The following is a 12520-nucleotide window of genomic DNA, read 5'->3' as shown; positions in this document are numbered from 1 at the left end:
TGGAGACTACTCTTCGCGTCGTGTTGTCTGATTGCCTGTCTGGGCCCAAGCAATTTCAATGGCTTCATCCGGCACCGTCGCATCAGGCGGTGCCTTTGTCCAAGGATTGGAGCCAGGAAATGACTGTTGAATCATCTGTTGCCAGAACAAGGCGTTCGCCGCACAAACTGCCGGCGCCTGTGCTGGCAAGGGCCCAGGGAGGCGTGATCAATCCCGCCTGGAGCAAGGTTGTCGTCACGGTCGTGCCATACCCGATGATGGCCTGTGGCGATGAAGTGCTGTTGCGTTGGCATGGCCTCAATAACGATGGCGAGCCATACCGTCATGAAGTCCGCCGGTTTGTCACGGGACGGCAGGTAGGGCGCGACGTCGTGTTTGTCGTGCGCGAACCTCACCTTGCCGAGTTGGAGGGTGGCTCGTTGGAACTCTCGTATCGGGTAACCGGCAAGCAACTGCCCGCCGGGCTGGTTTCGGACCCCTTGCAGTTGGTGATCGGAGATGTACCGACGCATTTGTTGCCGCCTATCGCCAACGATGCGGTGGGCGGGAGTCTCGATCCAGGGCGAGTACCCGAGGGCACGCTGGTCACTGTGCGGCCCTATTCAAGAATGGCGGCAGGCGATCGAATCATTCTCATTGCCAGCCGTGATTCGAAGCCGTTATGGCGCGATGAACTCGATATCGAAGCCCACGCGGTGGGCCGTGAAGTTTCGTTCTGGATTGAACACGCCAATATCATTCCCCATTTGGGGCATTCGCTGAGCTTGACCTATGTCGTCAGGCGAGGGCACCTGGTGCGCCGGGCCGAATCGTTGTCGATCCACATAGGTCCGCTGGTGCGCCCCGTGCTGAAGGCGCCGGTCATCCTGGAGGCGCATGATGGTTGGCTTGATGTCGACGCGCTTGATGACGCGGCGACAGTGGTCATCGACGGGGTTGGACTGGAGGCGGGGGAACTGGTCTGGTTTCAGTGCGATGGCATTTATTTCACCGTCCGCGACTGTTTGATTACCGAGGAGACGGCAGGCCAGCCGGTGGTCTTCAAGGTGCCCGCCGCTTATTGGCGGGATCAACTCGACCGCCCGGTCTATTTCTTTTATCAGGTAGAGCGCCTGGATGATGTCAGCCAGCGGTCTGCCACCGAGACCCTTCAGGTGCGTTCCGGGCTGCCTGGCGGCGGCAAGCCCCGCACCGAATGAGGGCTTGCCGATGGTTCAAGGCGTTCACGCCAGCGATTGCAACCTGCCGTGAGCCTGGCGTAATAGCTGCTCGGTGGATTCCCAGCCGAGACACCCATCGGTGACTGACACCCCGTAGCGCATCGCCGGGCCCAATGGCTGGCAGCCCTCGAACAGATGGCTTTCAAGCATCATGCCGATGAGCGCGTGATTGCCCAGCAGCCGTTGTTCCAAAACGTCATTGAACACCTGGGGTTGGCGCAGTGGGTCCTTGCCGCTGTTGGCGTGGCTGCAATCGACCATGATGCGGGGCGGGATCTTGAGGCGAGCCAGGTCGTCGTGTATCTGGGCCACGCTCTGGCGATCGTAGTTCGGACCGCGATGGCCGCCGCGCAGCACCAAATGCGTGTCGGGGTTGCCCGGGGTCTGGATGATCGCCGGATGTCCCTGGCTGTCGACGCCGAAATGCCGATGAGGGTGAGCGGCGGAGCGCATGGCGTCACAGGCGATGCCGACGCCGCCGTCCGTGCCGTTCTTGAACCCTACCGGCATGCCCAGGCCGCTGGCCATCTCCCGGTGAATCTGCGATTCGGTGGTGCGGGCGCCGATCGCTACCCAACTTAGCAAGTCGTCGAAGTAACCGGCAGCCATGGGCTGCAACAACTCCGTGGCGACGGGCAGGCCGAGTCGCAGCATTTCACGCATCAATTCCCGAGACAGGCCGAGACCGGCGGCCATGTCATCACTGCCGTCGAGGTGAGGGTCGTAGGCCAGGCCTTTCCAGCCGATGGTGGTGCGCGGCTTCTCGACGTAGGCACGCATCACCAGCAGCATGCTGTCGCTCACCTCCCGGGCAAGACGGGCCAGGTTGGCGGCGTATTCGAGGGCGGATTTCGGGTCGTGTATGGAGCAAGGGCCGACGATGACCAACAGGCGGGAATCCTCGCCATTGAGGATTGCGCGGACCGCTTGGCGATGGACGCCGACTTGGTGACTCAACGCCGCATCAAGTGGCAATTGTTGCTTGAGCTGCAACGCGCTTGGCAAGCGCAGGGTCAAGGCTTCATTGGCAGGATTGAGCGTGGACAGCGGCAAAGCGGAGACGGACGAATTCATGATCTGGCTTCCTGGGCGGGCAGCGGGTTCAGTCCCGCGCGTCGGCCCTATTGGGGTGTTCGACAATTGGCCGTAATGGCCCGCAACGTAGGCATGCCACCGGTAGGTGACCGATCGGAGGCGGCAGGCTGTCCCGAGCGGTGGCTGGTAAATCGCCAGGCGGAAAAACTGTCGTTACGGTAATAAGTGGCGTAGTTCATGGCTCAATCCTCAAGTTGTCTGGTACTGCGAATGTCTGGGGCCTGAAAAACAAAACCCCCGGTCGGGAGGCCGACCGGGGGTTTGGAAAACTCTGGAAGGCGACCCGTTTTTCATGGGCGCCGGTTGGGTATCAGGCGCGCCAGTGGCTAAACCAATACCCAAAATAAAAGCTGGCCGGAGTCTGCACCTTGTTCGCCCAGGCAGCCGCAACCGAGCGCAGGGCGCTGGCAGGTTGAAGCGGTGAGAGGGCGTTGAACATGGTCTGTCTCCGATGAATGGTCCCGAGCTTACTAGAGCGCGACGCAGCCGTTCAATAAGAAAATTCTATCAGGCGTTTAAAAACATTCGCCTCGCTTGAGTCCGGTCGGCTTTATGACAAACTCCAGCCTTGTTCTGACTCTTTCGGACGAACTATGAACGCTTCAGTCTTTGCTGCCGCACAGGCCATATCCATTGCCGGGGACGTCAGCGCCAATCTATTGCGCCACCGGTCTTTCATGCAGGCCGCTGCCGAGCGGGACGTGCAAATGCTGGTATTTCCCGAGTTGTCTCTCACCGGTTATGAGCGGGATCTGGCCGAGGAGTTGGCGATACTGCCTGACGACGCCATCTTGCAGCCGCTGCGCGACCTGGCGAACGAGTTGCGTTTGACCACGGTGGTCGGCATGCCGATCCGCCTGTTGGCAGGCGCACCCGTGATGATCGGCGCATTGATCCTGGGGGCGGATGGCTCCCTTGGGGTCTACAGCAAACAGCACTTGCACCCTGGCGAAGAGGTCGCCTTTGCGCCTGGTCATGGCGGTTCGTTGCTGCAGATGGGGGCGGATCGCGTCGCCTGGGCGGTGTGTGCCGATTTCTGCCACGCCAGCCATGCCGCCGCAGCCGCGGAGCGGGGCGCCACGGTGTATGCGGCGGGTGTGTTGATCACCGAAGGCGGCTACCTGCCGGACACGACGTTGCTGCAAGGTTATGCCCGGCAACACGCCATGACGGTCCTGATGGCCAATCATGGTGGCGCCACCGGGGGCTGGGAGTCAGCGGGTCGCAGCGCGATCTGGGGCCCCGGCGGTTCGCTGATCGCAGCGGCACCCGGCGTTGGCGAGTCGTTGGTTATCGCCCGTCGCAGTGGCGATGGCTGGGCCGGGCAGGTCGTGCCGCTTTGACGAGGTTTCCATGAGTTTCCAATGGCGCCTGGCTGAGGTCGGCGACATCGATTTCGCCCGGCAACTGACTTGCCGCAACATGCTTCCCTATTATCTGCGCCATGATTTGCTGTGGCAGGACGAAGCGTTCGACCTGGCCTGGGTCATCCGCCAGAACTGGATCATCCACCGTGATGACCAGGCGCTGGGTTTTGTCAGCCTTAGCCGTGACGCTCGCGCCTTGTATATCCGCGAGCTGCAGATAGACCAGGCGTTTCGTCGGCAGGGTGCCGGAACCTGGGCGATCGGACAGGTCTGGCGGATGGTGGCACTTGAACATCGACCGGCATTGCGCCTGACGGTCTTCAAGGATAATCCGGCCAGGGCCCTTTATGAGCGCATGGGGCTGCAGGTGGTCGGCGAAGACGAGTGTTTCCTGAGGATGCAGCGAGACGTAGGTGCTTGAGGCTTCGAGTGTCGGGCCGAGAAGATGTGTTGTAACTTTTATCTGCCTGTTTGCGCTAGGTCTGCCGAGTGCTTTTTTGCTAAGGTGTGGGGCAACCCATACAAGACCAAAATCGTGAGGTGTCTGCTTGATTAGGGTGTTAGTGGTCGATGACCATGATCTCGTCCGTACGGGCATTACGCGGATGCTGGCTGACATCGATGGCCTGCAGGTAGTTGGCCAGGCCGAGTCCGGGGAGGAATCCCTGATCAAGGCGCGGGAATTGAAACCCGACGTGGTTCTGATGGACGTCAAGATGCCGGGCATCGGCGGCCTTGAAGCCACGCGTAAGCTGTTGCGCAGCCATCCTGATATCAAGGTCGTCGCGGTAACGGTGTGTGAGGAAGATCCATTCCCGACCCGGTTGTTGCAGGCAGGCGCGGCGGGCTACCTCACCAAGGGCGCCGGCCTGAACGAGATGGTCCAGGCGATCCGCCTGGTGTTTGCCGGGCAACGCTACATCAGCCCGCAGATTGCCCAGCAGCTGGCGATCAAGTCGTTCCAGCCGACCAACGATTCGCCCTTCGATGCGCTTTCCGAGCGAGAAATCCAGATTGCCTTGATGATTGTCGGCTGCCAGAAGGTCCAGATCATCTCCGACAAACTCTGCCTGTCGCCCAAGACCGTCAATACCTACCGTTACCGTATCTTCGAAAAGCTTTCGATCAGCAGTGACGTCGAGTTGACGCTGCTGGCGGTGCGTCATGGCATGGTCGATGCCAGCGCCTGACAATGACTGAACAGTTTGATCCAAGTGCCTTCCTGTCGACCTGCAGCGGCCGCCCTGGCGTGTACCGCATGTTCGACAGCGATGCGCGCCTGCTTTATGTAGGCAAGGCCAAGAACCTCAAGAAGCGCCTGGCCAGTTATTTCCGCAAGACCGGCCTCGCACCGAAGACCTCCGCCCTGGTGGGGCGTATCGCGCAAATCGAAACCACGATCACGGCCAACGAGACCGAGGCGTTGCTGCTTGAGCAGACGCTGATCAAGGAGTGGCGCCCGCCGTACAACATCCTGCTGCGCGACGACAAATCCTACCCGTACGTGTTCCTGTCCGACGGGGCGTTTCCGCGCCTGAGCATTCATCGCGGAGCCAAGAAGGCGAAGGGACGGTACTTCGGTCCTTACCCCAGCGCCGGGGCGATTCGTGAAAGCCTGAGCCTGCTGCAAAAAACCTTCTTCGTTCGCCAATGCGAAGACAGTTACTACAAGAACCGCACCCGGCCGTGCCTGCAATACCAGATCAAACGCTGCAAGGCACCGTGTGTCGGGTTGGTCGAGCCCGAGGTGTATGCCGAGGACGTGCGTCACTCCGTGATGTTCCTGGAAGGGCGCAGCAATGCGTTGACCGATGAGCTGTCCGCCGCCATGGAAGAGGCTTCGATCAACCTCGAATTCGAACGCGCCGCCGAGCTTCGCGACCAGATCGGGCTGCTGCGCCGGGTCCAGGATCAGCAAAGCATGGAAGGCGGCAGCGGCGACGTCGATATCGTGGCGGCGTTCATCAATCCGGGCGGCGCCTGTGTGCACTTGATCAACGTGCGGGGCGGCCGCGTCTTGGGCAGCAAGAACTTCTTCCCCCAGGTAGGGATCGAGGAAGACGTGGCGGAAGTCATGGCCGCTTTCCTGGGGCAGTACTACATCAGCAGCCCTGAACGCGACTTGCCCAGCGAATTGATCGTCAACGTGGTCCATGAAGACTTCCCGGCCCTGATCGAAGGCATCGACAAGCTACGCGGTCGCGAATTGACCATCAGCCACCGTGTGCGCGGAACCCGCGCGCGCTGGCAACAACTGGCCGTGACCAACGCCGAACAGGCCCTCGGTGCACGTTTGGCCAACCGCCAGCACGTTGCGGCACGCTTCGATGCCCTGGCTGACGTCTTGAATCTGGACGAGCCACCGCAGCGGCTCGAGTGCTACGACATCAGCCACTCAAGCGGCGAGGCAACCGTTGCCTCCTGCGTGGTGTTCGGCCCGGAAGGCCCGATCAAGTCCGATTACCGGCGCTACAACATCGAGGGCGTTACCCCCGGCGATGACTATGCGGCGATGCACCAGGCGTTGATGCGGCGCTTCGGCAAGATCAAGGACGGGGAGGGCAAGCTGCCGGACATCCTGCTGGTGGACGGCGGCAAAGGCCAACTGTCCATGGCCCGCGACGTGCTCAATGAATTGGCGGTGCCGGACCTGATCCTGCTCGGCGTGGCCAAAGGAGCGACGCGCAAGGCCGGTTTCGAGACCCTGTACCTGAACGACGCGGCCCATGAGTTCACCCTCAAAGGGGATTCGCCGGCCCTGCACCTGATCCAGCAGATCCGCGACGAAGCCCACCGTTTCGCTATCACCGGCCACCGTGCGCGCCGCGGCAAGACCCGCCGCACTTCCACGCTGGAAGGCGTGGCAGGGGTCGGGCCGACGCGCCGGCGTGATCTGTTGAAACATTTTGGTGGCTTGCAGGAGCTGTCTCGTGCCAGCATCGAGGAGATAGCCAAAGCACCCGGTATCAGTAAAAAGCTTGCAGAGTCGATTTATGCAAACCTGCATAGCGAGTAGAATGCCCGTCAACCTCGTAGCCAGTTGTGCCGATGAATATCCCAAACCTGATTACCGTCCTACGCGTCCTGCTCATCCCGATCTTCATTTTGCTGTTCTATTTGCCGTATCACTGGAGTTACGTGGCCTCCGCCTCGGTCTTTGCCTTCGCCGCCGCGACGGACTGGCTGGATGGTTACCTGGCCCGACGCTTGGAGCAGAGCACGCCGTTCGGCGCGTTCCTCGATCCGGTGGCCGACAAACTGATGGTCGCGGTGGCCCTGGTGCTGCTGGTGCAGGAACACGGCAACCTCTGGCTGACCCTGCCGGCGGCGGTGATCATCGGCCGCGAAATCGTCGTCTCGGCCCTGCGCGAATGGATGGCCGAGCTGGGCGCCCGCGCCCAGGTAGCCGTGTCGAACCTCGGCAAATGGAAAACCGCCGCGCAGATGCTCGCGCTGGTGATCCTGCTGGCGAATCCCTCGGACTTCAGCTTCTGGGTCCTGTTGGGTTATGCCTTGCTGCTGGTGTCCGCCGGCCTGACGCTATGGTCGATGGTCCAATACCTGCGCGCCGCCTGGCCGCACCTGCGGACCGATGTCGATCCGAAATAAAACTTTTTTGAATCAAAGGGTTGACGGCGTGTTTTGAATCTATACAATGCGCCACACCAAGACGCGGGAATAGCTCAGTTGGTAGAGCACGACCTTGCCAAGGTCGGGGTCGCGAGTTCGAGTCTCGTTTCCCGCTCCAAATATTGCGCTACAGAGTTCCACTGAATTCTGTAAGTGATTGAAATCAGGGCCTTTAGGCCCTTTTTTCGTTCCAGCGGGAACCACTGAAATCCAGCTCCATCCAGTGCTTTTAAGTCCCGATTTAAGTCCCGAATGAGGATCTTGTATTTGGATGTGCACTGAATCGGTTTTTTGCTGGAGCAGCTTGGATAGCGAGACAAGCATCTGGCCCTGACTCTGTTCAGGAGCTCGCTATGGCACTCTCGGATACCTCCGTTCGGCAAGCCCGAATCACCGGCAATGACTACACGATAGGCGACACGGATGGGCTTGCGCTCAACGTGACGGCCCGCGGCGGGAAAATCTGGCGTTTCAGATACTACTGGGCGGGCGTGCAGAAGCGCATGTCTCTCGGTAGTTATCCGCAAATCAGCCTCAAAGAAGCCCGTGCCCGACGTGATGAGGCGCGAGCCTTGGTCGCCCAAGGCATCAATCCCTATGAGCACCGTAAGCAACAGCGTCGTGCTGTTCGTTTTGCGGCAGAGCATACCTTCGAGGCCGTGTTCAATCAGTGGGTGGAGTTTCGCAGGCTGAGCCTGAAGGAAGGCCGCCAGAGCACGCTCTCGCAAATCTTGAGAATCTTCAATAAAGACGTCCTGCCCACGTTGGGCGGGCGGTCCATCTACGATATCAATCGTCACGATCTGTTGGATTTGCTGAGCAGGATCGAACAGCGCAAGGCCTTAACGACAGCCGAAAAATGCCGGACTTGGTTCAACCAATTGTTCCGTTATGCGCTGGTGAAGATTGAGGGGTTGGAACACAATCCGGCTTAAGACCTCGATGTGGTCGCACTTCCCAAACCTCCTGTGACACACAATCCTTTTCTCCGAATGGACGAGCTCCCAGGATTGATGGTTGCTCTTCGAAATTACGGTGGCGCCAGCCAAACGCGGCTTGGCCTTCGGTTGTTGCTGCTGACCGGTGTCCGCACGGGCGAGTTGCGGTTGGCGACACCCGACCAGTTCGATCTGGAGAAGCGCTTGTGGGTCATACCGGCGGAGGTGGTGAAGCAGCTCCAGTTAGCGATGCGAAAGCCAGGTAAGCAGACCCAAAATGTACCGCCTTATATCGTGCCGCTGTCGGTTCAGGCGCTGGAGATCGTGCGTCACTTGCTGGACCAGGTTGTCCCTGCGCAGCGCTACCTGTTTGCACATCGAAGTGATCTAAGCAAACGCATCAGCGAGAACACGCTGAATGGCGCGTTACGCCGTATGGGGTACGCCGATCAACTCACCGGTCATGGGATGAGGGCGACGATCTCGACGGCGTTGAACGAGATCGGATACCCGAAGGTGTGGGTGGATGCTCAGCTTTCTTATGCTGATCCGGATAAGGTGAGTGCGGCTTACAACCACGCGGAGTACGTTGAACAGCGCCGGACCATGATGCAGGACTGGGCGAACCGCCTGGATCTGTGGGGGCAGGGCCAGCTGAAAGCGGCAAGCTCTCCGCTTACCATCCGATTGGAGGGGGCCGCTTCGCTGCCGTCGCTGGAAAACGTGAACACGAATCCCATTCAGTATTACGAAGCCTTTCCAAAGGCAACCGTCTCGGTGCCCAAGGCTTCGGTTAGTAACGAACCAGCTCTTATGTTGCACCCGTCGCCTGTCGTACCTCACCCGGTCCCGACTGAAAAGCCGCATAAACCTCACGTGTCTGACATCCAGCGCGAACGCGCCGAGATGCTTGTCATCTATGAGGCTACTAGTAATTTGCCTTTATTGGTTTTCGCTAAATTGGCTGGCAAATCCCGAGATCAGATCAACCGTGATATCAAGGCTCGGCGTCTGCTTTCCCTTAGCCTGGGGAATCGCGGTCAGCGCATTCCCGACTGGCAGCTTGATCCATTGCGGCACAAGTTGGTACTTGCTGCATTAGCGCGGTTTCCGGATGTCGATGCGTGGCGGCTTTATCGGACGGTCTGTGAGCCTCATGAGCGACTGAAGGGGCGCTCGCCAATCGACGTACTAACTCTGGAGAATTTCGACGTGACTGTGCGAATCGTTTTTAGCGCCCTGGTCTCAAGCTGAGGTGCTGTCTCGTGCGGTGATAACGAATGTCGCTGCTTTCTTGGGCCCATCTAGAGCTACTCCTGAATGTTTGGGCTACGCAAGTCAGGAGTGCCTCGAGAAACCGTTAGTCCCAGGCAGCCGTAAGGCAGTTCACCATGCTTAACTGCATCGATAATTCTCTCGGTATTTGCATGCAGGCACGGCCATTGTGGAAAAGTCGTCCGTAGAATAGCCAAATCGGTCCAATTTGACTGGAGAATTTGGGCTTCATATGCCATTAGAAGACACCAGCGCAGCGCTACCTCTACAGGTCGATAAAAAATTTTACTGTGGCGATTGAAAGCAAGCATCCGCCGATGACCTCCATAGTCAAATAGACAAAGCCCTCCGGAATACTTTTCAAATCAATGCGTAACGAGTCATGACAATGCGCCACGCCCGCATGGGGAGGTCAGTATCATCCCTTATATTTTTAAATTTTTAATCCGAGTTTTCTGTCTGGTTATGTCCATATTAGATAAGTTAATAATCGATTTCCCATATATGTGCCGTCATGTTCGTACATTTCGAAATGAACGGTCGGCGAGGGCGTTACCGTTTGTCTCGAAGTAGCAAGTGTTGCCTTGCCTACGAGGCGAACGAAAACGGAGCAAAAAAATGATGCACCATCTCTTTGGTAAAAATGAAGGCGGTTACGCGAAATGATCATCAACATTAATGTAAGCAATTTCTATCGATTGGCGTAAGGCTATCGAATCACGCGCTACATCCATAATCACCGCAGTATCCAGTGCATCATCCATTGTAGACAGTGGACTTCTCTTATTGGTGAGGCACTCGCCTAGGAAAAATTTCTGAATCTGATAGAAACTATCCCAATATGTTCCGTCATCCCAGAACGGTAGCCTTGCGTCGCCGAACTTGGTGGTGTCCCAAGGGACGACGGCGGACCCGTTTTTTCCAATGATCTTGAAGTACACGGACCAAGGGTCGCGACTGCGGTCATCAGCTGAAAAGCTTCCCCACAGATTCGCAATTGTCCCGTTAGGGTATTCAGCAACGATCATCAATTGATCATGGGCTTGTGGATCATCAAAGTGAACGTTGGAGCCGGTAGCAAAAATTCTTGCTGGACGTCCTAAGAAGTACAGCATGCAGTAGACGTGGTGTACCATCAATTCACTCATGGTCAGATCGGGCGATCCCATTTCTGCTGGGTGACGCTTATTATATATCGCCCAAAAGTTCAGGATTTCACCCAGGTGACCGGCATCGATATGAGCCCGCACCCGTTGCATCGTTTCGGCGTATACATAGTTATGTGAGGGCATGCAAACCTTGCCTGCTTCTCGCGCTAATTGCGCCAGTTCCTGAATTTGCTCTGGTCTTTCGCAAATAGGTTTCTCTATCAGAACATGCTTCTTTGCTAACAACGCTTGCTTCGCGAAAGCAAAATGGGATGCAGCGTTGGTACAAATTATGACGGCATCAATGGCCTCGTCTGCGAGCAATGTCTCCGGAGATGCATAAAGGCGTCCCCCAAATCGCTCTACGAACAGCTCCGCTCTTTTGGCAGTTCTACCCCAACCGCCCACATATGCGTCAGGATCAAGCTCTTTCAACGCTGTAAGGTGGAGCTCGGCTACATTCCCGAGTCCTATAATCCCAATTCTCATGGTTACTCCTACTTTGGTGAACTAGTAGTTAACATCGACCGGTTGACCGAGCGCCAAGGATTCAGTGGCAGCATCTGCGATCAGCTGAGCAATCAGCCCGTCCTCTGCATTCGGAGTGGGAGAAGTGCCTGTGGAGATGCACGAAATAAAATGTTCCATTTCGGCGAGATAAGCGGGGCCGAATCGCTCGAGGAAGAATGGCTTCGCAACAGGCAGGGTAAAACCAAGGCTTGTTGCACTCTCCACCTGATTTTCATGCACATTCTTCACTCGCAGCATGCCCTTGGCACCATGCACTTCAAGTCGCTGGTCATAACCGTAACTAGCGCGCCGCGAGTTAGAGATCTGGCAGATTTTGCCTGATTTGGTCATCAGCAGTGCAACTGCGGTGTCTACATCATGCAGCTCTTTGATACTTGGATCGATTAAAGCAGCACCGGTTGCGAAAACCCGGGTCGGATTTTCGTTTAGTAGAAATCTAGCTAAGTCAAAGTCATGAATCATCATGTCTCTGAAAATGCCACCGGAGTATTTAAGATAATCTCTCGGCGGAGGGGATGGATCTCGGGAAATGATTGACACCGATTCCAGTTCACCAATTTCGCCAGCAGCGAGACGTTTTTGAAGCGCCCCGAAGTGTGGATCGAAGCGCTGATTGAACGCGGTCATGAAAGGGACCCCGGCTGCAGCTACCTTCTCAATGCACTGCCGAACCCTATCAGAAGACATATCGATAGGCTTTTCACAAAAAATCGGTTTTCCTGCGTCCGCCACGGCGTGAATGAACTCGAAGTGTGTGGGCGAGGACGTCGCGATGACCACCGCGTCGATATCATTTGCGCTGATGAGATCCTGAATCGAACGTGCTTCGACATTGAATCGGTTGGCACATGCTTGAGCCGCTGCAGGAATTGCATCGGCTACTGCAATCAGTTTCGCAGATGGAATCTGCACAACGCTTGCAGCGTGCACATTTCCTATCCGGCCGCATCCTAAAACCCCTATTCTGAGCATGAGGTAATCTCTTATCATTGATTATTTTTGAGACTGACAGCTATCCAAGACTGGCAGCCAGAGCTCGTCCAGACAACCCCTTGCCGATCGTACTTTTAGATGGGCACTGAAAACTAAAATTTATCAGGCTGTATTTGGCGGTTTGCAGTGAGACGCCGAACGATAATAGGTAGACATTGGATCTGATTAAAAACCTGTGTAACGGGCACTTAACATAGGTACAGCCGCGATTCGTCAGTGCGTTTCGTTATTCATATAGCTTGGAGCGTTAAAAAACAAAATTCAAATAACTGTTTGGTAGTTGCGAGTATGGTGCTTCCCTGCGGACCTTAGCAGCTGTTTTT

General features: G+C 57.1%; 10 protein-coding genes, 1 tRNA gene and 1 pseudogene. 8 read left to right on the top strand and 4 right to left on the bottom strand.

Going from position 1 to position 12520, the window contains the following annotated elements; all coding sequences use genetic code 11:
* Window positions 1–89 precede the first annotated feature (89 nt).
* Window positions 90–1199 (top strand): hypothetical protein, encoded by a 1110-nt coding sequence (locus Q7C33_RS27350; protein WP_407684479.1) that lies wholly within the window; start codon window positions 90–92, stop codon window positions 1197–1199.
* A gap of 24 nt (window positions 1200–1223) precedes the next feature.
* Here Q7C33_RS27350 and Q7C33_RS27345 read toward each other — a convergent pair whose 3' ends face one another.
* Complete coding sequence (locus Q7C33_RS27345) at window positions 1224–2294, bottom strand: 3-deoxy-7-phosphoheptulonate synthase (RefSeq protein WP_334597930.1); 1071 nt, start codon at window positions 2292–2294, stop codon at window positions 1224–1226.
* 331 nt (window positions 2295–2625) lie between these two features.
* Window positions 2626–2754, bottom strand: coding sequence for a hypothetical protein (locus tag Q7C33_RS27340; RefSeq protein ID WP_407684473.1), 129 nt, complete (start codon window positions 2752–2754; stop codon window positions 2626–2628).
* A gap of 154 nt (window positions 2755–2908) precedes the next feature.
* Here Q7C33_RS27340 and Q7C33_RS27335 point away from each other — a divergent pair, with 154 nt between their 5' ends.
* From Q7C33_RS27335 to Q7C33_RS27305, 7 genes and pseudogenes are all read left to right on the top strand, one after another.
* The gene (locus tag Q7C33_RS27335; RefSeq protein WP_407684472.1) at window positions 2909–3658 is read left to right on the top strand and encodes a carbon-nitrogen hydrolase family protein; all 750 of its coding nucleotides are present in this window, start codon (window positions 2909–2911) and stop codon (window positions 3656–3658) included.
* A 10-nt stretch (window positions 3659–3668) separates the two neighbouring features.
* On the top strand, window positions 3669–4103 hold the full coding sequence (locus tag Q7C33_RS27330; RefSeq protein ID WP_030141407.1) for a GNAT family N-acetyltransferase: 435 nt from the start codon (window positions 3669–3671) through the stop codon (window positions 4101–4103).
* Between the two features lie 127 nt (window positions 4104–4230).
* Window positions 4231–4872, top strand: a complete 642-nt coding sequence (gene gacA, locus Q7C33_RS27325; RefSeq protein ID WP_003200277.1) for a response regulator transcription factor GacA — start codon at window positions 4231–4233, stop codon at window positions 4870–4872.
* Window positions 4873–4874: 2 nt separating this feature from the next.
* Window positions 4875–6698: an excinuclease ABC subunit UvrC gene (gene uvrC, locus Q7C33_RS27320; RefSeq protein ID WP_407684471.1), complete on the top strand. Its 1824-nt coding sequence runs from the start codon at window positions 4875–4877 to the stop codon at window positions 6696–6698.
* 32 nt (window positions 6699–6730) lie between these two features.
* A complete protein-coding gene (pgsA, locus tag Q7C33_RS27315) occupies window positions 6731–7291 on the top strand; it encodes a CDP-diacylglycerol--glycerol-3-phosphate 3-phosphatidyltransferase (protein WP_030141409.1) in 561 nt (186 codons plus the stop codon).
* 63 nt (window positions 7292–7354) lie between these two features.
* A tRNA-Gly gene (locus tag Q7C33_RS27310) sits at window positions 7355–7430 on the top strand.
* A 235-nt stretch (window positions 7431–7665) separates the two neighbouring features.
* Window positions 7666–9504, top strand: a pseudogene (locus Q7C33_RS27305) (tyrosine-type recombinase/integrase).
* A gap of 674 nt (window positions 9505–10178) precedes the next feature.
* On the opposite strand, the gene Q7C33_RS27300 reads toward Q7C33_RS27305, so the two are convergent.
* Both Q7C33_RS27300 and iolG read right to left on the bottom strand, forming a co-directional pair.
* Complete coding sequence (locus Q7C33_RS27300) at window positions 10179–11162, bottom strand: Gfo/Idh/MocA family protein (protein WP_207966314.1); 984 nt, start codon at window positions 11160–11162, stop codon at window positions 10179–10181.
* A 21-nt stretch (window positions 11163–11183) separates the two neighbouring features.
* Window positions 11184–12176, bottom strand: a complete 993-nt coding sequence (iolG, locus tag Q7C33_RS27295) for an inositol 2-dehydrogenase (RefSeq protein WP_407684470.1) — start codon at window positions 12174–12176, stop codon at window positions 11184–11186.
* Between the last annotated feature and the right edge of the window lie 344 nt (window positions 12177–12520).

Source organism: Pseudomonas sp. BP11-1-1 (assembly GCF_052112105.1).
GTDB lineage: Bacteria > Pseudomonadota > Gammaproteobacteria > Pseudomonadales > Pseudomonadaceae > Aquipseudomonas > Aquipseudomonas alvandae.
Note: the sequence above shows the minus strand (reverse complement) of the source record. Positions and strands in the feature narration are given on the sequence as shown.

Coding starts and splice junctions, on each gene's coding strand:
- Q7C33_RS27345 (WP_334597930.1), bottom strand. CDS start 2,294: ATGAATTCGTCCGTCTCCGCTTTGCCGCTGTCCACGCTCAATCCTGCC.
- Q7C33_RS27340 (WP_407684473.1), bottom strand. CDS start 2,754: ATGTTCAACGCCCTCTCACCGCTTCAACCTGCCAGCGCCCTGCGCTCG.
- Q7C33_RS27335 (WP_407684472.1), top strand. CDS start 2,909: ATGAACGCTTCAGTCTTTGCTGCCGCACAGGCCATATCCATTGCCGGG.
- Q7C33_RS27330 (WP_030141407.1), top strand. CDS start 3,669: ATGAGTTTCCAATGGCGCCTGGCTGAGGTCGGCGACATCGATTTCGCC.
- uvrC (WP_407684471.1), top strand. CDS start 4,875: ATGACTGAACAGTTTGATCCAAGTGCCTTCCTGTCGACCTGCAGCGGC.
- pgsA (WP_030141409.1), top strand. CDS start 6,731: ATGAATATCCCAAACCTGATTACCGTCCTACGCGTCCTGCTCATCCCG.
- Q7C33_RS27300 (WP_207966314.1), bottom strand. CDS start 11,162: ATGAGAATTGGGATTATAGGACTCGGGAATGTAGCCGAGCTCCACCTT.
- iolG (WP_407684470.1), bottom strand. CDS start 12,176: ATGCTCAGAATAGGGGTTTTAGGATGCGGCCGGATAGGAAATGTGCAC.